Origin of the sequence: Devosia sp. (assembly GCF_028290625.1) — a bacterium.
Classification (GTDB): domain Bacteria; phylum Pseudomonadota; class Alphaproteobacteria; order Rhizobiales; family Devosiaceae; genus Devosia.
The window spans coordinates 120193-144643 of the sequence record NZ_JAQGJM010000019.1 but is presented as its reverse complement, the minus strand read 5'-3'; the positions used below and the strand labels follow the sequence as shown (position 1 = coordinate 144643).

Sequence of the window (24451 nt, the reverse complement as noted above, 5' to 3'; positions counted from 1 at the left end):
GGTGGGTGGTTGGGTTTTGTGATCAGTCAGCGCTGGCGCGCAACGCCTCCAGAAACCGCATCGGCTGCCCCAGCGACGGGCTGACCAATTCCCCCTGCCACATCACCGTGTTGCCGCGGACAATAGTGCCGACGGGCCAGCCGGTGACGGAGACACCGTCATAGGGGGTCCAGCCGGCGCGGGATTTGACGTCGGCGTTGCGGATGGTCTCGGTGCGCTTGAGATCGACAATGGTCAGGTCGGCATCATAGCCCACGGCGATGCGGCCCTTGTTGGCGATGCCGAACAGGCGGTTCGGCCCGGCGCTGGTCATATCGACAAACCGGGCCAGGCTCATGCGGCCGGCATTGACGTGGTCGAGCATGATCGGCACCAGCGTCTGCACGCCGGTCATACCGGAATGGGATGCCGGATAGGCATGATCCTTTTCTTCGCGCGTGTGCGGAGCATGATCGGAGCCGAGGATATCGGCGACGCCATTGTCCACCCCGGCCCAGATGCCAGCGCGGTGGGCGGCGTCGCGAACCGGCGGGTTCATCTGGGCATAGGTGCCCAGCTTGGTGTAGGCGGTTTCGTCCAGGGTCAGGTGGTGCGGCGTCACCTCGACGCTGGCGACATCCTTGTGGTCGGCAAGGAAGACCATTTCCTCCCCGGTCGAGATATGCAGCACATGGATGCGCTTGCCGGTCTTGTGGGCTAGCGCGACCAGGCGCTTGGTCGAATTCAGCGCCACTTCGGGCGAACGCCAGACCGGATGGCTGGACGGATCACCGGGAACGCGCAGATGCTTGCGCTCCTCCAGCATGTATTCGTCTTCGGAATGGAAGGCGGCGCGGCGAGAAATGGCGCGGAGAATAGCTTCGACGCCGTCATCATCGGGCACCAGCAGCGAGCCGGTGGATGAACCCATGAACACCTTGATGCCGGCGCAACCCGGGAGCCGTTCCAGCACAGGAAGTTCGCCGACATTTTCGTGGGTGCCGCCGATATAGAAGGCAAAATCGCAGTGCATGCGGTTGGTGCCGGCGGCGATCTTGGCGTCGAAGGTCTCGCGCGTCGTGGTCAGCGGATTGGTATTGGGCATTTCAAACACGCCGGTGACGCCGCCCATCACGGCCGAGAGCGAGCCGGATTCCAGGTCTTCCTTGTGGGTCAGGCCGGGTTCGCGGAAATGCACCTGGGTATCGATGACGCCGGGGAGAATGTGCAATCCATGGCAATCGGTAATGTGATCGGCAGTATCGCCTGACAGATTGCCAAGGGCAGCGATGCGGCCATGGCGGATGCCGATATCAGCGAGGCCCGTGCCATCGTGGTTGACCAGCGTACCGTTCTTGAAAATCTGCTCGTAGTGCGCCATGTCTTGGGTCCGCTCGCCAATCGTTGTGGCCGATTTAGCGGAAGCTGCGCCTCAGGGGCAAGTGAACATGACCATCCATTTGCGTGCCGATCGTGCCGTGTTCCGGTTTTCTGGGCCGGATGCGCATAAATTGCTCAATGATGTGGTGACCGGGCCAATCCCCAGCGCTGGGAACATGGCGGCCTGGTGGGCGCTGCTGTCGCCGCAGGGGAAAGTGCTGGCCGAGGGGCTCGCGGGCTGGGCGCAAGAGGCGTTGTGGCTCGATGTGCATGCCTCAGTGGCGGATGATTTCTTCAAACGCATGAAGATGTATCGGTTGCGCGCCAACGTGGTGATCGATGATCTACGCGCGAGCCATCGCGCGGGTTGGGCCAGCGAGGCGGAGTCGGGTCAGATCGTGCATCAAGGACGCGTCGGCTATCGGGTGATCGATAGCGCCGACGAGGCCAAGGGCTGGGTAGCAGACGACAGCGACTATGCGCGCGCGCGCATCGCGGCGGGCATCGCCGAACTGGGACAGGATTTCGCGCCGGACAGCGTCTTTGCCCACGATATCGGCATGGATATTCTCGATGGCATCGACTTCGACAAGGGCTGCTATGTGGGCCAGGAAGTGGTGAGCCGGATGAAGCATCGCGGCACGGCGCGGCGACGGCCGGTGATCGTGCGTGGGGTGGAGACGGCTGCGCCGGTGCTGGCGAATGGGCGCGATAGCGGGACCATTGGCCGGGTGGTGGATGGCGCCGCAGTGGGGATTTTGCGGCTGGATCGGTTTGGGCCGGGGATCGAAGCGGTGGTGGACGGGAAGGCGGTGGCGCTGGAACTGCCGGGCTGGGCCACCTACGCGTTCGGCGAGGTCAGCGTCGAGGAGGCTTAACGGCCAGACCCGTTCCACACACTCGATCTGCCCGCGGGCTTGACCCGCGGGTCGCGGCCCGCAACACGTAATCAGTGGTGTGGCCAAAGGCCCGCGGGTCAAGCCCGCGGGAAGGAGCGGTGGGCGTGGTTGAGTGCCCGGCTCGGCCATTAGAGCATAGCTCTCATGGCCTCCTCCCCTTAAGTCGCTCCACTGGAGCGATTTGCCCTGCGGGACGGGTCGGAGTTTGAAGAATCGCGGCCCCTGCCCTACCCTCAAGGCTCAATCAGTTTTGGGGGCAGCATGGCACGCGGAAAAGACCGCGCCTGGCAACGGATGTTGTCCGGACGGCGGCTCGATATTCTGGACCCCTCCCCGCTCGACGTGGAACTAAGCGATATTGCCCATGGGCTGGCGCGCGTGGCGCGCTGGAACGGGCAGACGATTGGGGATTATCCTTTTTCGGTGGCACAGCATTCGGTGCTGGTGCTGGAATTGTTCCGCGCCCACAATCCAGATGCCGACGGCGCCGCGCAATTGCAGGCGCTGCTGCACGATGCACCCGAATATGTGATGGGCGACATCATCTCCCCGTTCAAAGCCGCCATGGGCGGCAATTACAAGGACGTGGAAAATCGGCTGCTCGGCGCGATCCACCTGCGTTTCACGCTGCCGGCGATACCCAGCGCGGCGCTGACCAAGCTGATCAAGAAGGCCGACCGCGAGGCGGCATTTTTCGAAGCGGTGCATCTGGCCGGTTTCGCGCCGCCCGAAGCGCGCAAATTCTTCGGCGAGCCCAGCATGCCGACCTTTGACGTGGACGCTTTCGACCGGCTGATCCGGCCCTGGCCGACGCGCGAAGCGCATGACCGCTTCGTCGCCGCGTTCCACGCCATATCTCTCTAACCAGCCTCAAAAATCCGGCGGAGATTAACCCTAACAAAGGATGAACTTTGCCCTGACGGGGCACCTATGGCTAATGAAGTGTTAAGAAGGCGTGAGCGTTCGCTTCATTTCGGGACATGAGCCATGGGTCTGCCAGATCGTAAAGTGCTGTTGGGAATGGCCGTAGGCGTGCTCTGCGGCATGGGCGTCGCCGCAATCGGGCCGGGCGCCATTGTTTCAGTCTTCGCCGACGAAAGCCGCACTGGCATCGATCCGGATGGATTGGTGAAGTTCGAGGGCAGCGCCTACGACGTCCAGTACGAGGACTGGGTCGACACCACACCCACCAGCAAGAGCCGGGTCAAGAAGATCGAGTTCGGCCGCGTCAGCTATGTGGACATCACCACCACCGCCACGGGCACCTATTCAACCGACGCGATGTTTTCCAACAATATCCAGTATCCGGGCATCGCGGTGAACGAAGTGCCGTCGGACAATGCCGGCGCGATTTCCGTCCTCGGCATTGGCCGGCACTGGACGGTGCTGCCGCTGGTGCGCGGCAACTCGTTCGTTCATATCCGTGGCCGCAACCACTCGACCTTCATTAGCAATGACGTGACCTGCGTGTTTACGCGGCATACAGCGAGCTGCTGACCTTCAGCGAAGCCGCAATTAGCCGAACAGCCAGCCGCGCTTGAACTTGTAGAAGATGTGCAGCCCGATCTGGGTGACCTTGGTCATGCGGGGAGCCCAGGCGGGGCGGACATAGCTGGCGTGGTAGTGCGTCGCATCGGCGACTTCGGTCAGGTAGAGCTCGCCTGCGGTAACTTTGCTGGCGATATCCTGCGCCTGAGCCCAAGATTTCTCGTCGTTGATGCGTTCGGGAATGCCGTCGCAGGCGAAGGAGAACTGGCAGGAATTGCGTCGCGTCTGGTTCTGGTAGACCACGCCGCAAATGGTATTGGGATAACGATGATCCTTGACCCGGTTGAGCACCACCTGCGCCACCGCCACCTGCCCGCGATAGCTCTCGCCACGCGCTTCGAAATAGATCGCCGATGACAGGCACCAAAGCTGCTTGGCATCGGCTGTCATGACGGCGCCGGCCGCATAAGCGCCGGTGGCGGGCGCATTGGCGCGCGCATAGGCCAACTGGTCAGAGGCCAGCATCGGCATTGGGGTCGCGGCCGCCTCGGGGGCCAGACCCGCAATGGCGCGCAGGGCATCGGAATCCATGGCGGGATCGAGCGCGGCGACGGAAATGCGCGGCTGGTCCTCACCCTTGCCGACGATGATCGGATCGGCGTCGGCAAGCTGGGTGGTCGCGGCAGGCTTGGCCGGATCGACGGGGCCGACGCGCAGGTCGGCGATGTGCATGCGGGCACGCTCAAAACTCATGGCGATAGCCATCGCAGTCGGCGTGGGCCGGTGACGATCGGATTTTTCGGCGCGGTTGGGGCCAGAGAAGCTGGCGGTATCGGCCAGGGTATTGACCGAGCCAGTGATGATCGCGTCGGTGCTGGAACTGGCCATGCTGGCCTCGGCGAGCGCAGGCATGGGCTTGCCCAGATCGCCCAAATCTCCGGACGCGGGTCCGTGGGCGGCAGCGGTGAGGCCGGCAAAACTCATTGTGCCGATGACGCCCAATGCCAACAGACGGGCAAAAGGGTGTCGCCGAGCAACCGCTCTGGCCGCGCCCTTTCGGACGACGGGCCGGTGTGGATGGGCCATCAACGCTACTCAACACTTACGCAACAAAACTAATCGCCGGCGAAAGTGACGCTAAAATGCCGACGATCGTGATGATGTCTGATTAGGGTTAGCAGCCGGTAAACGGAGGATGTGACGACAGCGTGGGGAAATGCGGGCACGGATGTGGCGGGGGATTTTGTCGCAGAGGGGCCACCCGCTACTCGCAGGCGGCGATGATGGGGGCGATGGCTTGGTCGAGGCCCTGGACGCGGAAGCGCACGGTGAGGGAACGGGTGCTGACGGGGGTGACACGGACGGTCAGGTTGGTGGCGCCTTGGAAAGACTCGAGGAAGGTCTTGGCGTCGCGGGTCACCAGCAGGGCGGTGTTGGCGTCGGTGGTCGGCAAGGTCAGGTTGCGGGCGGCCTGCAAATCGAGCTGCAGGCTGATGCCGGCGTCGCTGCCGATCGGCGACATGGTATTGCCCGCAAAAGAAAATTTGACCGAGAGCGCCTTGGCGGCACAGGCCACGGTCATCACTGCGGGCTGGCGGCCGCTGGGGCGGGCGGGGATCAATTGCTCGGAATTGAACGACACGCTGTTGGCGGTATCGCCGGGGGCGGCGCGGAAGATGGCGTCGTAGCAGGCCAGTCGTTCGGGATCGTCGGTGACGGCGGCGCAGGTCGCGCCATTCGCCTGGGAGAAGGCGGGAGTTGCGGGCAGCAGAGGCAAGAGCAGCAGCGCCAGAACCGGCAAAAGTTTCAAAGCAACATCCCTATCGTGTGCGCGGTCTCGTGCCGCGCTGCGCCCAGTGTATATAGGGGGTGTGACGGCGTTAGTTAAGCCAAGGCCTGCGCCAGGGTCAGCCGGGCGACCGGAACACGATAGGGTGAGCAGCTCACGTAATCGATGCCCAGGCCGGCAAAGAAGCGCAGCGAGGCTGGATCGCCGGCATGTTCGCCGCAAATGCCGATCTTGAGGCCTGGATTGGTGGCGCGGCCGCGGGCGATTGCCATGGCGATCAACTCGCCGACACCCTTCTCGTCGATGCTGACAAAGGGGTCGCGCTCATAAATGCCCTTGCGCTGATAGGCGGCGAGGAAGGTCGGCGCGTCATCGCGGGAAATGCCGAACGTGGTCTGGGTCAGGTCGTTGGTGCCGAAGGAGAAGAAATCCACCAGCGGGGCGATCTCGCCAGCGCGGAGGCAGGCACGTGGCAGCTCGATCATGGTGCCGAAGGAGAATTTGACCTTGCCAGAGCGCAGCACACCCGAATTGGCGATGATGGTGTTGACCTTGTCACGTACCCAGGCGACTTCGCTGACGGTCGACACGAAGGGGACCATAACCTCGAACTCGACTGGTTTGTCCTGCGTTTCGGTCGCGGCGCGAACACCGGCGATGACAGCCTGCATCTGCATCTGCAGAATTTCTGGATAGGTGATGGCCAGCCGCACGCCGCGATGGCCGAGCATGGGATTGATCTCGGCAATTCGCTCGAGCCGCAGGCGCAAAGCACGCACGGCAAGGCCCAGCGACTGCGCCGTTTCCTCGATATCCTCATCGGTGCGCGGCAGGAATTCGTGGAGCGGTGGATCGAACAGGCGGACGGTGACCGGCAGGCCCTTCATGGTCGAAAACAGGTCGGAATAATCACCGGTCTGAAAGCCCACCAGCCCATCGACGGCGCGGGCACGATCGTCTTCGTCCTCGGAAAGGATCATGCGGCGCAACGCCACCATGCGCTCGGGGGAGAAGAACATGTGCTCGGAACGGGCCAGGCCAATACCCTCGGCACCAAAGCTGAGCGCGGTGCGGGCGGATTCGACGGTTTCGGCATTGGTGCGCACTTCGATGGTGCGCGAGGCATCGGACCAGCCGAGCAGCTTACCGATAGCGCCACCGATATGCGGCTGCGCCAGCGGCAGTACGCCGGCATAGACGTGGCCGTCGCTGCCATCGATGGTGAGGCGGTCGCCGCTGCGGAATTCGCGGTCGCCGATGCGGGCGACCATCTCGGTGGCATCGACGGAGAGGTTGCGCACACCGGCAACGCAGGGCTTGCCGGTGATGCGGGCGATGACGCCGGCATGGCTGGACATGCCGCCACGGGCGGTCAGGATACCGGTGGCGGCCTTCATGCCCTCGATATCGGCGGGGCCGGTTTCGTTCACCACCAAAATGCAGTGCTTGCCGCGAGCGCGCAGGCGCGCCGCGTCCTCGGGATTGAAGACGATGATGCCGCTGGCGGCGCCAGGTGCCACACCAAGGCCGATGGCAATGGGCGCAGCGTTTTCGGTGGAGCGCAGGCGCGGATGCAGCAATTGGGCCATGCGGGCCGGATCGACGCGGCTGACGGCGTTCTGGGCCGACCAGACTTTGCGCGATACGCGGTCGACAGCGGCTTCGAGTTCGGCGGCCGGGGTGGCCTGAATGCCGCGCGCGGAGACGAACTGCACCTGGCCACGCTGAATAGCGACGAGGCAGGTCATGTGGCGGCCGGCCTTGGCGTCGAGCAGGCTAACCAGCGCGTGGATGTCCTCGGGCAGGCGCGGCAGCGCGGAGCCATCGACGGGGGCCGGGCCGAGGGCGCCGGTGACGGCATTGCGGGTCAGGAATTGTTCCAGCTCGCCACTAGCGGCAGTCTGCACCAGGACGATTTGTCGCGAGCGGTCATCGTCCTGCCGCGGCCCGGACCAGGCCTGGCCGAAGCCGTAGGAATCAAACGCGTTCTTGATGGCCTTGGCCAACGGGCGGCTGGGATCGACCGAATCTTCGGGACTGGCCGGCGCGCTGATGCCGGTCTTGGCGGGCATGAGGCCGCCATTGTGGTGGCTGGCCGAGGTGCGCACCACCAGCGTCGGCGGCTTGGCATCCTCGCCCACCAGCTTGAACAGGCAGGCGATCCAATGGGTGCGCAGCCGCGTGTCCTTGCGGGCGCGTTCGGCCTGCAAAGCCTCCCAGGCGCCACGGGTGATGGCAATGGTGGGGATGGTGGGAAAGCCGGTTTCGCCGACACGGAAAATCCAGCGGGCCTTGCCGGCGAGCAGCTTGAGCTGGCTGGCCGACAGGTTTGCCTTCCCCACCGCGGGGGCAATCGCAAACATTTCCTGCGCCAAACTCACCGATAAGTCCTTGTCTTCAATTGCATTGCATAATGCCCATCAGTGCCGGTCACCGCAACAAGACTTGACTTGGCCATGATCAGAAAGCATCTCACTGGAATGGAAAAGCGGCCACATCTCGACATTCTGCTGTGTGCCCCGCGCGGATTTTGCGCCGGGGTCGATCGTGCCATCCAGATCGTTGAGCTGGCGCTGGAGAAATATGGCGCGCCGGTCTATGTGCGCCATGCGATCGTGCACAACAAATATGTGGTGGATGGCCTGCGCGACAAGGGCGCGATCTTTGTCGAGGAGCTCGACGAGATCCCCGACACCGGGGCGCCGGTGGTGTTTTCGGCCCATGGCGTGCCCAAGAGCGTGCCGGCCGATGCGCGGACGCGGAACATGTTCTTCCTCGATGCCACCTGCCCGCTGGTGAGCAAGGTGCATGTCGAGGCGCAGCGGCATTTTGCCGAGGGCCACGAGATCGTGCTGATCGGGCACAAGGGACACCCCGAAGTGGTGGGCACGATGGGGCAATTGCCGGCCGGCGCGATCACGCTGATCGAAACGGTCGCGGATGTGGCTGGGTTTACGCCGCGCGACCCGCAGACACTGGCCTTCGTGACCCAGACGACGCTGTCGGTGGATGATACGCGCGAGATCGTCCGCGCCTTGCAGGCAAAGTTTCCGGCAATCAACGGGCCGCATAAGGAAGACATCTGCTACGCCACGACCAATCGGCAGGAAGCCATCAAATCGGTGGCACCGGAAGTCGATGCGATGATCGTTGTGGGCTCGTCCAATTCGTCGAACTCGCTGCGGCTGGTGGAAGTGGCCGAACGGGCCGGCTGCAAGGTATCGATGCTGGTGGACCGGGCGGCGGAGATCGACTGGAGCCGGCTTGAGGGTATTCGCACGCTCGGGGTTTCGGCGGGGGCCTCGGCGCCGGAAAAGCTGGTGGACGAAGTGATCGAGGCGTTCGCCCAGCGCTATGACATCAAAGTGGAGGCGCGGGTGACGGCGCGGGAAAATATCGCCTTCAACATTCCGCGCGAATTGCGCACCATCGCGGCGGCCGTTGGCCAATGAGCCTGGATTTGATCGAGAGCGCGCGGCTGGTGCTCAGCGGCTGGACGATGGAGCAGGTCGATGACCTGCTGCGCCTGCATGGCAATCCCGATGTGTCGCGCTATCTGAAGGCGGATGGGTCGCCGTGGGATCGAGCGAAATGCGAAGCACGGGTGGCGCTCTGGCTGGACAATTTCGCCGGCCATCGCATGGGCAAGCTGCGCGTGCGGCGCAAGAGTGACGGTATCCTGGTGGGGCGCGCAGGATTTGGCCTGCACGGTGAGCGCGGTGAGCCGGAAATCGGCTATGCGATGTTCCCCGAATATCACGGCAACGGCTATGCGACCGAGGCGGCCAGCGCACTGCGAGACTGGATCTTTCGGGAAACCGACTGGATGTATTTCCTCGGCTTCGCCGATGTGCGCAACGCGCCTTCGCTGGCGGTGTTGACCAAGATCGGCATGGTACGCACCCACGTTGGCGAGCTCGACGGACAGCAGACGCAATGCCACATCATGCATAAAGGCCAGTTATCGGCATGAGCGAGACCGTCATCATCCACACCGACGGGGCCTGCTCGGGTAATCCAGGCCCCGGCGGCTGGGGCGCGATCCTGCAATATGGCGACAAGACTAAAGAGCTCAAGGGCGGCGAACAGCTCACCACCAATAATAAGATGGAGCTGACGGCGGCGATCGAGGCGCTCAATGCCCTCAAGCGCCCTTGCACCGTCGAAATCCATACCGACAGCCAATATGTCAAGAATGGCGTGCAGAGCTGGATGAAGGGCTGGAAGAAAAACGGCTGGAAGACTGCCGACAAAAAGCCGGTGAAGAACCTCGAACTGTGGCAGGCGCTGGACGAGGCGACCAAGCGCCACACCATCGAGTGGAAATGGGTCAAGGGCCACGCCGGGCATGACCTCAACGAGCGCGCGGACCAGTTGGCCAATGAAGGCATGGCGCCGTTCAAGCAGAAGAAGCGTGATCCGCTGATGCCACCGGTTTAGGGGGTGAGCGCATACGCTGGCGCTTCGTTCCTCTGCAGCCTCCACACACTCGATCTGCCCGCGGGCTTGACCCGCGGGTCACTCTCGACAAGCACTTGGTGCTGGGGCGAGGGGCCCGCGGGTCAAGCCCGCGGGAAGGACGGTGGGTGGGGGATGCTCAACTCAAAACATGTTGCGTTAGATGTTCGGAACCTGACTTTAGGCCTTGGCCCGCTTCGGCAACATCCGCTTGATGGTCTTCCAGAGCGGCGCGATGACGTAGCCGGCGACGGGGATCATGATCGCCCCCAACACCAGGCCGAAAATGAAGTCGACCAGCGCCGTGGCGAACCAGCCCGCAAAGCCGGCGATCGCCGGCAGCGCATGCTCGGCCCAATGGGCGGCCGCTTCGATGACGAGCTCGGGACCGTTGAGGCCGAATTGATCGAGGCCGTGCGCGACGATGCTGCCGCCGACCCAGGTCATGGCGGCGGTCCCGATGACGCTCAAAACCTGCATGAAGACCGGCATGAATACGACGATGCCGCGGCCGGTAGCCCGCCCGGCACCCGTGCGGGCGTTCTTGGCGGTCCAGAGGCCGAAATCGTCGGCTTTGACGATCAGCGCCACGGCGCCGTAAACCGCAATCGTGATCCCGATGCCGGCAATGGCCAGGATCACCGCACGGGTCCAGAAATCCGGCACGTCGATGGCGGCCAGGATGATGGTCATGATTTCGGCCGACAGGATGAAATCGGTCTTGATCGCGCCTGCGACCTGTTGATCTTCCATTGTCTTGGGATCGATCGCGGTCGGTTCAAGCGCTGCCTCATGGGCCTCGGCACTGTGGGGCGCCAGGGCATGGAAGACCTTCTCGGCCCCCTCGTAGCAAAGGTAGGCACCACCGATCATCAGCAATGGGGTGATCAGCCACGGAGCGAACAGGCTCAGGATCAAGGCGGCTGGCAAGAGGAAGAACAGCTTGTTCTTGATCGATCCCCAGGCAATCTTGCCGACGATCGGCAGTTCGCGGTCGGCCTTGAAGCCTTGCACGTAGTTTGGCGTCACGGCGGCATCGTCGATCACCGCGCCGGCGGCCTTGACCCCGGCCTTGGCGGCCTGTCCGGCGATATCGTCAAGCGAGGCCGCGGCGACCTTGACCAGGCCGGCGACGTCATCGAGGAGGGCAAGAAGTCCGATGCTCATCGTCGATCCTTTTGTAGCGCCAGTGTGACTTGGCATTGCGCGGCCCGGGGCGCAATATCCTGGGCATGAAGAAAATCATGCTCGTCGCTGCTTTCATACTCGTCGCAACGTTGCCCGCGCTGGCACAGTTTCCGCCGCCAGGCGTTTATCAATGCGTCGACATGAACGGCAAGGCCTTCGGCATCCTGACCTTGCAGGTGGCTGGCGACTATCAGTTCGACTCGAAGTCCACGGTGGGCGGCAGCGGCCAGGTGGCCTCGTCGGGCAATAGCGTCAACGCGCTCAGCGGGCCACTGGCCGATATCGGGCTGACGGGCAGCTTCACTACCGACGCCAAGGGCGAGGCGTCGTTCATGTTCACCACCAATATGGGCAGCGTGCTGTGCGCGTTGCCAGTGCGGTAGGGTTGAGTGGGATCTTAACGATCACCCCTCTTCCTGTCTTCCCGCGGGCTTGACCCGCGGGCCACTCGCGGCAAACGCGTCGTCCAGCTGGTGGGGTGAAAGGCCCGCGGGTCAAGCCCGCGGGAAGGACAGTGGGTGGGGCGATGACATGCCATGCAGCACCCGAAGCTGCCTTAACCCGCGACCTTCGAAAAGTCGGCCACCAGATGCATGGTGTCGCGCAGGCGGCTGAGCAGGTTCAGGCGGTTGACGCGGACCATTGAGTCTTCATCATTGACCATGACGGCGGTGAAGAAGGCATCGACCGGACCGCGCAGGGTGGCGAGTTCGGCCATGGCGCCCTTGTAGTCGTTGCGGCCGACATGGGCCGATACGGCAGCTTGGACGGCATCGACCACGAAGGCCAGATCGGTCTCCTCGCGCAGGCGTAGCAGGCCTTGATCGACCGCGCCGTTATAGGTCAGGTTGAACTTCTTTTCCTCGGCGGCCAGGATGTTCGCCGCACGACGGTAGCCGGCGAGCAGGTTGACGCCGTCGTCGGAGGACAGCAGTTCGCTGAGCGCTCCGACGCGCTGGATGATTTCGAGGATATCGTCGCTGTCGGCCGAAATCACCGCATCGACCAGATCGTGGCGGGCGCCGGCATCGCGGAGTGTGCCCTTGAGGCGGTCGTGGAAGAAGGCCAGCAGATCGGGCTCGACCTTGAGCGGGAAGCGCAGGCCGTTTTCGGCGATGATGCGGATTATGCCCAAAGCAGCGCGGCGCAACGCAAACGGATCGCGAGAACCGGTGGGCTTTTCGTCGATGGCCCAGAAGCCGGTGAGGAGGTCGAGCTTATCGGCCAGGGCGACGGCGATAGCGGTGGGATCGGTCGGCACCTTGTCGGTGGGGCCGAGGGGCTTGTAGTGCAACTCGACGGCATTGGCGATATCGGCGGGCTCGCCCTGGGCGGTGGCATAGTAGCGGCCCATCAGGCCCTGCAGCTCGGGGAATTCGCCGACCATGCCGGTGGTCAGATCGGCCTTGGCGAGCATGGCGGCGCGCTTGGCGCGCTCCACGTCGGCGCCGACCATGGGGGCGATTTCGCCGGCCAGTTTGACGATGCGCTCGACGCGGGCGAACTGGGTGCCCAGCTTAGCATGGAATACGGTGTCTTCGAGCTTGGGCAGGCCATGCTCCAGCGGCGTCGCCAGATCGCCCTGATAGAAGAAGGCGGCATCGCTGAGGCGGGCGCGAATAACGCGCTCATTGCCGGCGGTGATCACGGCGCCGCCATCACTGGCGATGGTATTGGCGGTGATGATGAAATTGGGCGCCAGCTTGCCCGACGCATCGCGCAGGCAGAAGCACTTCTGGTTAATGCGGATGGTGGCGATGATGACTTCTTCGGGGAGCTTCAGAAACTCCGGATCGAAGGCGCCCATCATGACGACGGGCCATTCGACTAGGCCCGCGACTTCCTCGAGCAGGTTCTCGTCGGCGATGACGGTCAGGCCCTGGGCAAAGGCGAGATTGTCGGCATCGGCTTTGATGATTTCCTTGCGGCGATCGAGATCGAGCACGACCTTGGCGCGTTCGAGCGCGGTCACGTAATCATCGAAGCGGCGCACCTTGATGGCGTCTGGCGCGAGGAAGCGGTGGCCGAAGGTGGTCTGGCCGGAGGTCAGTTCGTTGCTAGCGAAGGGGATGACCACGGGGTCTTCGTTTTCGCTGCCAAAAGTGGCGGTGATGGCGCGCAGCGGGCGCACCCAATTGAAGCTGCCGCTGCCCCAATGCATGGATTTGGCCCAGGAAAAATCGGTGAGGATCTTGGGCAGGATGGCGGACAGCAGCGTGGCGGCGTCGGCGCCGGGCTTTTCAATCTGGGCGATGTAGAAATCGCCCTTCTTGGGATCGCTTTCGATCTTGGCCTGATCGATGGTGGTCAGCCCGGCCGCGCGCAAAAAACCGTCAATGGCAGGCTGGGGCGCGCCGACCTTGGGGCCTTTTTTCTCTTCGCGCGTATCGGGCGAGCGAGCCGGCAGGCCGGTCACGGTCAGCGCCAGGCGGCGCGGGGTGACGAAGGCGCGGGCGCCCTCATAGACTAGGCCCGCATCGACCAGCGCATTGGTGACGGCCTTCTTCAGATCTTCGGCCGCGCGACGCTGGAAGCGGGCGGGAATCTCTTCGGAAAAAAGTTCGAGCAGCAATTCGGGCATAGCAGCGCACCAGACGTTAGAGGCGCGGGTTTGTTAGCTTGGGGGGAGACGGATGTCCATTGCGCAGGTGGGGTATCGTGCCACGCCCTCGTGGTTCGAGGCTCGCAAGGGCTCGCACCTCACCATGAGGGCTACTGATAGAACTGCGGTGTTCCAACAGCCCTCATCGTTCCAGTAGTCCTCATGGTGAGGCGGGAGGCGCAGCCGACCCTCGAACCACGAGGGCGTGGCGCCATGTCACCACCCGCCGCCGCCACCGCCGCCGCCGCCACCGCCGGACGATCCGCCTCCGCCGCCACCCGAGCTAAACCCGGACGATGACGCCTGCACCGGCTGCGCCGCGACCATGGCGGCGGTCATGCCGGCTGCGGCGGCGCTGACGGTGTTGGAGATATTGCTGGCCATGTTGCCGGCGCCAAAACCACTGCCGCCGCTATACCAGAGCGGGGAATAACCGCCGGTGGCATCACTGACGGCGTTGCGGGCGAGTTCGGCCTCGAAATGGTCGCTCCAGGGCTTTTCCACGCCGAGCGCGATGGCATAGGGCAGGATGCGTTCGAAGCGGTCCACGGTCATGGGCGGTTCGCCGGCAATGTTGAGGCGCTCTTTCTCGGCGGTTTCCAGATACATCTTGAAGCCGTCGATCTGGTCCATGACTTTGCGGCCCTGAATGGTGGGCGCGCGCATCAGAACGGCGAAGACCACGGTGATCAGGACGATGGAAATCGCTGCGATGGCGGCGGTATTGACCGTCATCTGTGTGAGGGAATCGAGCGCAAAGCCGAAGATATTGAAAGCCACCACAGTGACCCAGAAGGCGGCGAACAGCTTGGTGAAAATGCCGCCCTTCCAGATCGAACTGAACGAGGTTCCAAACAGGCCCAGAACGACGCCGATGATGATGGAGCCGATCAGCCAGAGCGGATCGAGGACATCGAACAGCACCATGGCGCCGAGCAGCGCGAACGCCAGCACGTAGCCGAGCACCGCATAACCGACATTGCCCTTGAACCAGGTTGAGCGGTTTTCCTTTTCGATGGCGGAAACGAATTCGCCGCGTTTCTTCTGCAAGGCCAGACCGGTGGACTTGTCGACGGTGACGTCGCCCTCGGCGGCAAAATAACCGAAAACGATCTGTTCGCCGGACGGCAGGGGGGCATCGGGCTGCTTGCCGGTGGCCGTGACACGCAGGTGGTCGCCGGAATTGTCGATGGTCACCAGCCCTTTGACGCCGAGCTCAAAAATGGTCGCGGTGAAGGCGGTCCAGCCGGACTTATCGAAACCCCATTTGTGCACGTAGTGGGTGAGACCGGGGGAGAAGTCCTTGGGCGGATGGAACAGGGGAATGATGGTGCCCTTTTCCGGGTCCCGGCCAACGCGCGACCAGGCGAGGAAATTGTAGGCCAGCACCAGGAGCGCCGCGATGACGGGGAAAATGACCTCGCGCAAGTCGGAGAGCCATTGCAGCCACGCTTCGAGGCCGGTCGGCAGGACCAGCACGCCCTTCTGGAAGGCCACGACGAAGCTCATCCCCTCCCCGGCGCCAAGCTGGCGCGTAGTGCGGAAGGTCGCTGTATTGTCCGACGTGCGGGTGATGGTAACGGCTTGTTCGGTGGAGCCCACGGGGCCGGTATAGCCCGCACTGTTGGCGATGACTGCGCCCTCGGGCAGCGTCACATTGGCCACCGCGTTGACGATCGGGAAAATCCAGTAATTGCCGGTGGCGTTCCAATAGAGCTCGTCGTGGCCCTCGAAGGTACGCGCCATGCGGGTCATGGTGTAATTGATGACGTAGCGATGCTTGCCGGGATTGAGGAAGACGTCGGGATCGCCGATCCAGATGCGCTGGAAATCGCCCATGCGCTCGATGCGGAACGCCTCGTCCTGCCCGTCGCGGGTGACAGACAGGACATCAAAGCCGGGGCGGATCTTGCCGCCCTCGGGCCCGAGCAGCGTGACGGGGATATCGCGGTAGATGCCGCGCCGGATCTCGTCACCCTCGGCCTGCACATCGATGGTTTCGGTGACGTTGACCGTCCCATCGGTGGCGAGGATCACATCGGCGGTGAAAGCACGAATTTCCTCGCGCGCCGCGGCGGGCAGCGCCAGGAGCAGGCCGACAAGCAGCGCAAGCAGAAGCCGGGCGATGGGGCGCATGGCGTCAGAACTTGACGGTCGGGACGGCGCGATCGGCGGGGTTTTCCAGCTCGAAATACTCAGCCTTCTCGAACTTGAAATTGTTGGCGATCAGGTTGGACGGGAAGCTTTCCACCGTCGTGTTCAGGTTGCGCACGGCGCCATTGTAGTAGCGGCGCGAGAGCTGGATTTCGTCTTCGATGGTCTGCAGCGCCTGCTGGAATTCCAGGAAATTGGTGCTGGCCTTGAGATCGGGATAGGCCTCGGCCACCGCGATCAGGCGGCCCAGCGCGCCCGACAGGGCGCCTTCGGCCTTGGCGCGTTCCTCGGGGCTGGCATTGGCGGCGCTCTGCGCGTTGACGCGGGCATCGGTCACCGCCTGCAGCGTATCGCGCTCGTGCGACATGTAGCCTTTGACGGCTTCCATAAGGTTGGGGATGAGATCGGTGCGGCGCTTGAGCTGCACATCGATGCCCGACCATCCCTCCTGCACCAACTGCCGGTTCTTGACCAGGCTGTTGTAGATGGAGATGGCATAGACGACCGCGACGACGACGACAGCAAGAATAATCCAGATGGTCATAAACGCCTCCAATGCGAGGCGGAATCTCGCCCCAATGCCCCGGCGGGACAGTGGCATTGGGGACGAAGGGAAGCAACGGGATTTGGGGCCTCGGCACGCACCATTCTTGCCGCGGCGGCATTAATTCTGCCGCTTGGTCAATTCTACCGAGAAATCGAGGAAGAGTTAGAGGAATGCCGCGCCGGTGAGGCTTTCGCTCAGGGTCCAGAGGCGATCGGCCAGGGCGGGATCGATGGCCCAGGGGCGGACTCCTAGCAGGGTTGTGGAATCCGCGGCCGTGGCAACGGCGAGGTCGCAATCCTCGCAGTAGACGCCACCCATGAAGTCGAGTTGCGAGCTGGTGGCGCACCACACGCTGGTGGCGGCGCCTTGGGCGGCAGTCTTCATATTGCGGGCCGGATCGATGATCGCCTTTCCCTGCGCATCGACATAGCCGGAGGCCAGCAGATCGGCGGGCGAGATGTAACGCACCAGATCGGTGATGACACCACCGGGATGGACGGCGAAGGCCCGCACGCCATGGGCGGCACCGCGGGCATCGAGGCCGACCGCGAACAGGGCATTGGCGGTTTTGGACTGGCCGTAGGCGATGCCCCGATCATAGGCGCGGGTGAGGAAGTTCGGGTCATCGAAATCCACGCTGGCGTGGTGGTGGCCGATTGAGGAGACCGAGACGACGCGGGCGCCATTGGCGCGCTGTAGAGCCGGCCACAGGCGGGCGGTGAGCTGGAAGTGGCCGAGATGGTTGGTCGAGAACTGGGATTCATTGCCGCGCGCATCGCGTTGCAGCGGCGGATACATGATGCCGGCATTGTTGATTAGAATGTGCAGCGGACGGTTGGAGGAGAGGAAGCGGCTGGCAAAGCCATCGATGGATGCGGCATCCATCAGGTCAAGGGATTCCAGCTCGGCGCCGGGCACGGTGCCAAGTGAAAGCTGCGCCTTTTCGCGATCGCGGGCGGGGACGATGACTGTGGCGCCGGCAGCGGTCAGCGCCTTGGTAATTTCCAGCCCCATGCCTGCATAACCGCCGGTGACGATAGCAATTTTGCCGGACAGATCGGTGCCGGCGACGATTTCCTGGGCGGTGGTGGCGGCACCGAAGCCCGAGCCGATGGGCGCTTGAAGAGTGGACATTGTGGTCTCCTGTCGTTTCGCAGCAGGATCTATGCCTCAGCACCCGGATTCCCAATGCTTGAAAGTCCGTGATTTTTGAGCGATCGTACGCAATGAGTTCCGATCCGCTTTCTGAAATTCTCGATCTGGTCAATGCGCGCTGCTTGCTTTCGGGCAGCTTGGTTGGCGGCGGGGCTTGGGCGCGACGCTTCGAACGACCCGACGTAATCAAGTTCATGGCAGTGGCCGAGGGGCGCTGTTGGGTGATCATGGACGGGCTGGCGCCGGTTGGACTGGCGACTGGCGATGTCATCCTGGTCAATGGCAGCCGCTCGTTCGTCCTGACCAGCGAGCGGACGCTAACGCCCGAAATGGCCACGGCAACGTTGGACGGAATGGCCGGCATGATTGTCGCACGCGACGCCGGGCGGGATTTTCTCATGATCGGCGGGCATGTGGCGGCCGATCCGAAGCGACAAAGCATCCTGCTCGACGTGCTGCCGCCAATGATCCATGTGCGCAGCGTCTCGGCCGAAGCGGTGGCGCTGAATTGGGTGGTCGACCAGATTGTGCGCGAGATGGCGGTGGACCGGCCGGGTGCGGCGGTGGCGACCGCGCAACTGGCGCAATTGATGTTCGTGCAGGCGCTGCGGGCGCATCTGGCGAGCGCCGAGCCGATGGAAGAGGGCTGGCTCAAGGCGCTGGGCGATGAGCGGATTGCCCCGGCGCTGCGGCTGATGCATGGCGATCCTGCCCGAAGCTGGACGCTGGGCGAACTGGCCAAGGCGGTAGCAATGTCGCGCACGACGTTTGCGCTGCGCTTCAAGACGGCAGTTGGCGTGGCGCCGCTGGCCTATCTGCTGGGTTGGCGCATGCGGCTGGCCGAGCGCGACCTGCGCGACAGCGAAGTGCCCGTGTCCGCGCTGGCTCGAACGCTGGGCTATGCGTCCGAAAGCGCGTTCAGCAATGCGTTCAAGCGCACAATCGGGATGGCACCGAAGCGGTATCGGACAAGTTCGCGCAGCGCGGGGAGCATTGCGCTGAACTAACCGATTGTCGCCGTGGCGCGATTGTCGACGCTCGACTTGCCATCCTCATGACCAATCGGATTGATACTTCTCTGGAAACGACGAGTAAAATTTCCGAATTGCCGTTGACAGCTTTCCTGCCTTTTCGCCCAAGGCTTCGAAACAATCAGCGTAATGTCTAATTTCTCGACTGGAGAACCGATACTTGGGACCTCTCATCCTAGTTTCTCGCTTTTTTGTCGTGAAGATTGATGGGACCAGAAACCACTCATCGGGAAGTGGCACTGCCTTATTGTCGATTATAGCGTATGCCCCTTCCGCCTCCACCACCGCGTGCGCGATATCATTTCTCCGCTGCCCAGCATTTTGATAGAGCTTCAAAAAGGCCTTAAGTTCCGCCAACAGCGCCGGATTCTCGTGTTGTTCGAAGTAGGCCTCGCTGGCGTATTTGATCATCTCCTGGCGCGTGCTTGGCGCTGTGATCGTGCCAAAGGAACGCATGAGTACATGATTCCCGCCTTTTGGCTTCACAAGAGAAGAGTAGACGGTTGCGATACTAGTCTCGCACCCTTCCCAACGGTGTAATGCATATCCAACAGCAGCATAGATTGGCACTACCGCTGCATCCCCAACAGGCGCTAGCGATGCCTTATTAAACGGATCAGGCTCGAGCAAGTTAACTGCCATTCTTGTCTCCGTCCAAGACGACATTATGAGCAACGTCGCCAAACATGGCGACATGCTACTGCAATAACTTAGCGTCCTGCATGAGCGCTACCACAGGAGTACGGTTGCGTACCCTATTCAGCCCCACCGCCAGCCGTCTCCAACCACGCCGCACCACACGCCTTGGCCAGGTCGCGGATGCGCAGGATGTAGCTCTGGCGTTCGGTAACCGAGATGACGCCGCGGGCATCGAGCAGATTGAAGTTGTGCGATGCCTTGATCACCTGCTCATAGGCGGGGACGGCCATGGTCTGCCGGTTGCCATCGGCGCCCTTGAGCAGGATGGCCTTGCACTCGTCCTCGGCATCCTTGAAGTGGCGGAACAGCATGTCGGTATCGGCGGCCTCGAAATTGTACTTCGAGAATTCCTGCTCGTTCTGCAGGAACACGTCGCCATAGGTGACCTTGTCGTCGCCGGTGCCGCCATTGAAGTTGAGGTCGTAGACGTTCTCGACGCCCTGCACATACATGGCGAGGCGTTCCAGCCCATAGGTGATTTCGCCTGGGACCGGGGAGCATTCAAAGCCCGCGACTTGCTGGAAATAGGTGAACTGGCTGACTTCCATGCCGTCGCACCAGCATTCCCAGCCGAGGCCCCAGGCGCCCAGCGTCGGGCTTTCCCAATCGTCCTCGACGAAGCGCACGTCATGCAGCGCGATATCGAGGCCAATGGCGGCCAGCGAGCGCAGGTACAGCTCCTGCATGTCGGACGGCGACGGCTTCAGGATGACCTGGAACTGGTAATAGTGCTGCAACCGGTTGGGATTTTCGCCATAGCGGCCATCCTTGGGGCGGCGGCTGGGCTGCACATAGGCGGCCTTCCACGGCTTGGGGCCAAGCGCGCGCAGGGTGGTGGCGGTGTGAAACGTGCCGGCGCCCATCTGCATGTCGTAGGGCTGCAGGATGACACAACCCTGCTCCGCCCAGAACTGCTGCAGCGTCAGGATGAGGCCCTGGAACGAGTTCCGGGGGTCCATATAGGAGGGGCGATCGGTCATGGGTCAGGTCCGGCTGAATGTCGGCCGGAACCTAGTGGGGAGGCCGCGAGGGGTCAATCGGCATTGTGGCCCCTGCCCTACTCCTTGTCCCCTGGCCGGAACGTGCCGTCCTTGTCGCGCTTGAGATCGATGACGCCGGGTTGGGCGCGTTCGCGCAGATCACGTTCGCGGCGAACGCGGCGGGCTTCCTCCTCGTCCTTCTTGAAGGTGCCGGTCCAGTCGCGCCAGATCTTGCGGACGCCGAGATAGATGATCAGTGCGATGCCGACATAGATGGCGAGGCGGATGAAAATTGCGGTCATCTAGAGGCCCAGCCGCGCCCAGACGGCGCGGTCCTCGATGCTGGCGGAAACGTCCCCGACCAGACTTTGCGCGGAAAAGCCGAAGCGGGGAAAATTGATCAGGCCGCGCTTTGGTTCGATCAGCTTGAGCACGATGTCCTTGCCATAGCGGCTACGCAGCACTTCATGCACGTCGCCGATGGCATCGATCAGGCCGAGGTCGAGCCCGCGCAGGCCGGTCCACCACTCGCCGGTGAACAGGGCATCGTCGGCGCCTTTGAGCTTGGCACCACGGCGAGATTTGACGTGGTCTATGAACACCTGGTGGATGTCCAATTCGAAGGTTTTGATGCGCTCAACGTCCTCGGCCTTTTCGGGCTGGAAGGGATCGAGGGTGGATTTATTGCGACCGGCGGTATGGACGCGGCGTTCGATGCCGAGCTTGCCGATGGCGTCGACAAAGCCGAAGCCGGCCATGATGACGCCGATCGAGCCGACGATGGAGGATGGATCGGCGAAGATTTCATCACCGGCGACCGCGATGAAATAGCCGCCCGAGGCCGCGGCATCCTCGACGAAAACCAGCACCGGCTTGTTGTGCTCGTTAGCCAGGTCGCGGATGCGCTTGGAGATCAGCCGCGACTGTACCGGCGAGCCGCCGGGAGAATTGACAATGATGGCCACGGCGGGCGCCGATTTGATGGCGAAGGCGCGGGCGAGCAGTGGCGCCACATTGGCAATGTTGAGCCGGCCCTGACGCTGGTCGGCGGCGATGACGCCCTGCAGGCGGATGACGGGAATGACGGTCTTGTCGCGCCCAATGAGGCGCTTGAACCAATTGCCCCGTTTTGCCGGTGTCTGCGCCATGCCCGCTCCGATGTTGCTGCGGCCAGATTTAGGGCGCATCGCGGCCAATTACCAGACGAGCCGCGCCGTCCCACGCAAGATTGCGTCGAATTGCGGGGTAAAGGCGCGCCCCTCGACATCGTGCAGGGCGCGGGTGGAGAGCATGGTCAGCGGCGCGCGGGAGCCCTTGACGGCGCGCAGCAGCACGCGGGTGACCGGGACATCGGCGCGCGGGCTGAGCGGCAGTATGGTGATGGCACCAAAGCGGGCGGCAAAGGCCGACAGCAGCGGCGGCAGCGATTCGACGGGATATATGAAAATGACTTCGCCCCCCGCGGCGGCAGCCCCAGCGGCGGTCTTCACCCAGAGATCAAGGCTTTCCGCTCCCATATGCCGGGCATCAGCGCGGGCGCCGTCCTTGGCGAGGGTGCCCCCGGCGCTGTCGAAGAAGGGCGGATTGGCGATGACACTGGAATAGGCGTTCTCGCGCAAGCCGGCGGCGAGGCGGGCGGCGCCCTTGGCGGCGACATCGACCTCGATCACCGTGGTGCGGGCGGCAAAATGGTTCTCTTCGGCATTGAGCCTCGCCAAAGCCAGCATGTCGGAATTTTGATCGACCATTGTGGCGGCCAGCGCCGGGTTGTGCGCCAGCGCCACGAGGCCGGCGGTGCCGACACCGCAGCCGAGGTCCAGCAATGCAGTGCTATCGCTCGCCACGGCGGCGCCGAGCAGTACGCTGTCCAGCCCGGCGCGAAAGCCGTGGCGGGGCTGCGACACAGTGATCCTGCCGCCCAAAAAGGCGTCGCGCGTAAGCGTTTGGTGTTTTACAAAGACGTTTGGCTGGTCTAGGGACATCGCATCCGAAATGGCCGGTTTGGCGCCAGTTTACATGCCTGGGCACAAGGTGCTCAACCAGAATTGCCGAATGCGGTCAAACGAGGATGATGTGCCGGTGTCAGTGGCGACGCAAACAAAACAGGCTCCCAGCGCCAACGCGATCGAGCGCCTGCTGACGGCGACGGCTCCCGATATGGCCAAGGTCAATGCGCTGATCCTGGAGCGCGCCGATTCCCATGTCGAAATGGTGCCCGAGCTGGCGCGCTATCTGATCGAGAGCGGCGGCAAGCGGCTGCGTCCGATGCTGACGGTGGCGGCGGCCGCCTTGTTCGGCGGCGGTGTCGGCAGCGCGATCAAGTTCGCGGCTGCGGTCGAGTTCATGCACAACGCCACGCTGCTGCACGACGACGTGGTGGACGAGAGCGACATGCGCCGCGGCAAGCCGGCAGCGCGGATGATCTGGGGTAACCAGGCCAGCGTGCTGGTGGGCGACTTTTTGCTCGGCCAAGCCTTCATGATGATGGTCGAGACCAAGGATATCGCGGCGCTCGGTGTGCTGGCAGCCGCCGCCGCGGCGATGGCCGAGGGCGAAGTGTTCCAGCTTGCCAAGACCGGCGATTTGGCGACCACGCCCGAGGATTATGCCGAAGTGATCCGCGCCAAGACGGCGACGCTGTTTGAGGCAGCCTGCGAAGTGGGCGCCATGGCGGGCGGCGCCGACGATACCGGACGGCTGGCGCTCAAGGCCTATGGGCTTGAGCTGGGCAATGCGTTCCAGCTGGTCGATGACGTCCTCGATTATCGCGGCGAAAGCGGCGCCATGGGCAAGAATACCGGCGACGACCTGCGCGAAGGCAAGATGACGCTGCCGGTAATTCTGGCCCTGGCCGAAGGCACCCCTGCCGAGCAGGCGCTGATTTCGGCGGCACTCGGCCATGCGGACGCCAGCGAGGCGCAGGTTCGCGACGTGGTGACCATCATGGGCCGCTACAACACGTTGACGCGCACCTTGGAGCGGGCCGACGCCCACGCGCGGGCGGCCGTGGATGCGCTGGCGGTATTGCCAGCGTCGGAAATGAAAACGCTCTTGGCCGAAGTCGTCGAATTCAGCGTGCGCCGGGCTTACTAGGCGTCGTGCCACGCCCTCGTGGTTCGAGGGTCGCTCCGCTCCCACCTCACCATGAGGACTACTGGGAGCTCGATTTCAAAGTAGCCCTCATGGTGAGGTGCGAGTTCTTGCGAGCCTCGAACCACGAGGGCGTGGCACAATCTACGGCACAATCAGCGGCGCGGCCGCCACCCAGTGGTCCGGATTGGCGGCGCGCATGACCTGTGCGGCTTGGTGGGCCTGCCCGCTGGAGCCGAAGAGGCCAAACACCGTGGCGCCGGAACCCGACATGCGGGCCAGGATGCAGCCCTGGGTTAGGCCCAGTAATTCAATCAGATCGCCAATCGCGGGAACAAGCTTGATCGCCGGCGGCTGCAGGTCATTGCGGGTTTCGGCCAGCCAGATGCCGAGCTGGGCCGGGCGCGTCAGCGGCGAAGGCAAGGCGGGCAGCGTATAATTGTCGTGAGCGCGCAGGCGCCGGAAGATATCGGCGGTAGCGACCGGCACCAGCGGGTTGACCAGCACGATATGCAGGGTTGGAAATTCGGGCAGCGGCGACAGGATTTCGCCAACGCCGCGCGCCACCAACGGCACCGAGAGCAGACATGCCGGAACATCGGCCCCCAGCCGCAGGGCCAGTGCCGACAGCTCAGGCAAGGGGATGGGCGTGTTCGACAAGCTCACCATCAGGCGCAGGGCAGCGGCGGCGTCGGCGGAACCACCACCAATTCCGGCGGCAACCGGCAGGTTCTTTCGCAACGTCATGGCCAGCGGTTGTTCGACGGCTCCGGGCCATTGCGCGCGGAAAGCGGCAACGGCGCGAGTGATCAGGTTATCGCCATTGCCCAGCGCCTTGGCGAAGGGGCCGGTGATAACCAGCGTGTCGGATTTGGCCGGCAGCGCTTCGATATCGTCGGCCACGTCGGCGAACACGACAAGACTTTCGAGGTCGTGATAGCCGTCCTCGCGCCGCCGGGTTACGTGCAGCGCGAGATTGACCTTGGCGGGTGCTGCCTGGACGCTCAGCACG

At 63.4% G+C, this 24451-nt stretch carries 23 protein-coding genes and 1 pseudogene; 9 read left to right on the top strand and 15 right to left on the bottom strand.

Annotation, left to right across the window (positions count from 1 at the left end):
- Positions 1-22: 22 nt before the first annotated feature.
- Positions 23-1360 carry a dihydroorotase gene (locus tag JWR51_RS10205; protein WP_299747025.1) on the bottom strand — a complete coding sequence of 446 codons (1338 nt, stop codon included), beginning with the start codon at positions 1358-1360 and terminating at the stop codon, positions 23-25.
- A gap of 67 nt (positions 1361-1427) precedes the next feature.
- On the opposite strand from JWR51_RS10205, the gene JWR51_RS10200 reads away from it, so the two are divergent.
- The 3 genes from JWR51_RS10200 to JWR51_RS10190 all read left to right on the top strand — a co-directional run bounded on the left by JWR51_RS10200 (position 1428) and on the right by JWR51_RS10190 (position 3755).
- Positions 1428-2237, top strand: a complete 810-nt coding sequence (locus tag JWR51_RS10200) for a folate-binding protein (protein WP_299747022.1) — start codon at positions 1428-1430, stop codon at positions 2235-2237.
- Positions 2238-2519: 282 nt separating this feature from the next.
- On the top strand, positions 2520-3122 hold the full coding sequence (locus JWR51_RS10195) for an HD family hydrolase (protein WP_299747019.1): 603 nt from the start codon (positions 2520-2522) through the stop codon (positions 3120-3122).
- Between the two features lie 123 nt (positions 3123-3245).
- Positions 3246-3755 (top strand): hypothetical protein, encoded by a 510-nt coding sequence (locus JWR51_RS10190; RefSeq protein ID WP_299747017.1) that lies wholly within the window; start codon positions 3246-3248, stop codon positions 3753-3755.
- 18 nt (positions 3756-3773) lie between these two features.
- Here the strand turns inward: JWR51_RS10190 and JWR51_RS10185 are convergent.
- From JWR51_RS10185 to JWR51_RS10175, 3 genes and pseudogenes are all read right to left on the bottom strand, one after another.
- Positions 3774-4187: pseudogene (locus JWR51_RS10185) on the bottom strand (cell wall hydrolase); the annotation flags it as partial.
- 823 nt (positions 4188-5010) lie between these two features.
- Entirely contained in the window at positions 5011-5556 is a 546-nt protein-coding gene (locus tag JWR51_RS10180; RefSeq protein ID WP_299747014.1) for a hypothetical protein, read from the bottom strand.
- Between the two features lie 74 nt (positions 5557-5630).
- Positions 5631-7898: a putative PEP-binding protein gene (locus tag JWR51_RS10175; RefSeq protein ID WP_299747011.1), complete on the bottom strand. Its 2268-nt coding sequence runs from the start codon at positions 7896-7898 to the stop codon at positions 5631-5633.
- 93 nt (positions 7899-7991) lie between these two features.
- Between JWR51_RS10175 and ispH the strand changes: the two genes are divergently transcribed.
- The 3 genes from ispH to rnhA are packed head-to-tail and all read left to right on the top strand — an operon-like array spanning position 7992 to position 9975.
- Positions 7992-8987 carry a 4-hydroxy-3-methylbut-2-enyl diphosphate reductase gene (gene ispH, locus JWR51_RS10170; protein WP_299747092.1) on the top strand — a complete coding sequence of 332 codons (996 nt, stop codon included), beginning with the start codon at positions 7992-7994 and terminating at the stop codon, positions 8985-8987.
- Positions 8984-9508: a GNAT family N-acetyltransferase gene (locus JWR51_RS10165; RefSeq protein ID WP_299747009.1), complete on the top strand. Its 525-nt coding sequence runs from the start codon at positions 8984-8986 to the stop codon at positions 9506-9508. Before ispH ends, JWR51_RS10165 begins: the two co-directional genes overlap by 4 nt.
- Entirely contained in the window at positions 9505-9975 is a 471-nt protein-coding gene (rnhA, locus tag JWR51_RS10160) for a ribonuclease HI (protein WP_299747007.1), read from the top strand. Before JWR51_RS10165 ends, rnhA begins: the two co-directional genes overlap by 4 nt.
- A gap of 198 nt (positions 9976-10173) precedes the next feature.
- On the opposite strand, the gene JWR51_RS10155 is transcribed toward rnhA, so the two are convergent.
- Positions 10174-11160 carry a DUF808 domain-containing protein gene (locus JWR51_RS10155; protein WP_299747004.1) on the bottom strand — a complete coding sequence of 329 codons (987 nt, stop codon included), beginning with the start codon at positions 11158-11160 and terminating at the stop codon, positions 10174-10176.
- Positions 11161-11237: 77 nt separating this feature from the next.
- Here JWR51_RS10155 and JWR51_RS10150 point away from each other — a divergent pair, with 77 nt between their 5' ends.
- Complete coding sequence (locus tag JWR51_RS10150) at positions 11238-11564, top strand: hypothetical protein (protein WP_299747002.1); 327 nt, start codon at positions 11238-11240, stop codon at positions 11562-11564.
- 173 nt (positions 11565-11737) lie between these two features.
- On the opposite strand, the gene glyS is transcribed toward JWR51_RS10150, so the two are convergent.
- The 4 genes from glyS to JWR51_RS10130 form a co-directional block, all read right to left on the bottom strand.
- On the bottom strand, positions 11738-13762 hold the full coding sequence (gene glyS, locus JWR51_RS10145) for a glycine--tRNA ligase subunit beta (protein ID WP_299747000.1): 2025 nt from the start codon (positions 13760-13762) through the stop codon (positions 11738-11740).
- A gap of 237 nt (positions 13763-13999) precedes the next feature.
- Complete coding sequence (locus tag JWR51_RS10140) at positions 14000-15919, bottom strand: DUF2207 domain-containing protein (protein WP_299746998.1); 1920 nt, start codon at positions 15917-15919, stop codon at positions 14000-14002.
- Positions 15920-15923: 4 nt separating this feature from the next.
- The gene (locus tag JWR51_RS10135; protein WP_299747090.1) at positions 15924-16475 is read right to left on the bottom strand and encodes a LemA family protein; all 552 of its coding nucleotides are present in this window, start codon (positions 16473-16475) and stop codon (positions 15924-15926) included.
- A gap of 171 nt (positions 16476-16646) precedes the next feature.
- Complete coding sequence (locus JWR51_RS10130) at positions 16647-17618, bottom strand: oxidoreductase (RefSeq protein WP_299746995.1); 972 nt, start codon at positions 17616-17618, stop codon at positions 16647-16649.
- Positions 17619-17710: 92 nt separating this feature from the next.
- Between JWR51_RS10130 and JWR51_RS10125 the strand changes: the two genes are divergently transcribed.
- A complete protein-coding gene (locus JWR51_RS10125; RefSeq protein ID WP_299746992.1) occupies positions 17711-18646 on the top strand; it encodes an AraC family transcriptional regulator in 936 nt (311 codons plus the stop codon).
- 45 nt (positions 18647-18691) lie between these two features.
- On the opposite strand, the gene JWR51_RS10120 is transcribed toward JWR51_RS10125, so the two are convergent.
- From JWR51_RS10120 to JWR51_RS10100, 5 genes are all read right to left on the bottom strand, one after another.
- Positions 18692-19312, bottom strand: coding sequence for a hypothetical protein (locus JWR51_RS10120; protein WP_299746991.1), 621 nt, complete (start codon positions 19310-19312; stop codon positions 18692-18694).
- 113 nt (positions 19313-19425) lie between these two features.
- Positions 19426-20328, bottom strand: coding sequence for a glycine--tRNA ligase subunit alpha (locus JWR51_RS10115; protein WP_299747088.1), 903 nt, complete (start codon positions 20326-20328; stop codon positions 19426-19428).
- Between the two features lie 98 nt (positions 20329-20426).
- Positions 20427-20651, bottom strand: a complete 225-nt coding sequence (locus JWR51_RS10110; RefSeq protein ID WP_299746989.1) for a hypothetical protein — start codon at positions 20649-20651, stop codon at positions 20427-20429.
- The gene (locus JWR51_RS10105) at positions 20652-21497 is read right to left on the bottom strand and encodes a S49 family peptidase (RefSeq protein WP_299746987.1); all 846 of its coding nucleotides are present in this window, start codon (positions 21495-21497) and stop codon (positions 20652-20654) included.
- 48 nt (positions 21498-21545) lie between these two features.
- On the bottom strand, positions 21546-22253 hold the full coding sequence (locus JWR51_RS10100) for a methyltransferase (RefSeq protein WP_299746985.1): 708 nt from the start codon (positions 22251-22253) through the stop codon (positions 21546-21548).
- A 253-nt stretch (positions 22254-22506) separates the two neighbouring features.
- Between JWR51_RS10100 and JWR51_RS10095 the strand changes: the two genes are divergently transcribed.
- Positions 22507-23442 carry a polyprenyl synthetase family protein gene (locus JWR51_RS10095; RefSeq protein ID WP_299747087.1) on the top strand — a complete coding sequence of 312 codons (936 nt, stop codon included), beginning with the start codon at positions 22507-22509 and terminating at the stop codon, positions 23440-23442.
- 141 nt (positions 23443-23583) lie between these two features.
- Here the strand turns inward: JWR51_RS10095 and JWR51_RS10090 are convergent, their stop codons facing one another.
- On the bottom strand, positions 23584-24450 hold the full coding sequence (locus JWR51_RS10090) for a 4-(cytidine 5'-diphospho)-2-C-methyl-D-erythritol kinase (RefSeq protein WP_299746982.1): 867 nt from the start codon (positions 24448-24450) through the stop codon (positions 23584-23586).
- Between the last annotated feature and the right edge of the window lies 1 nt (position 24451).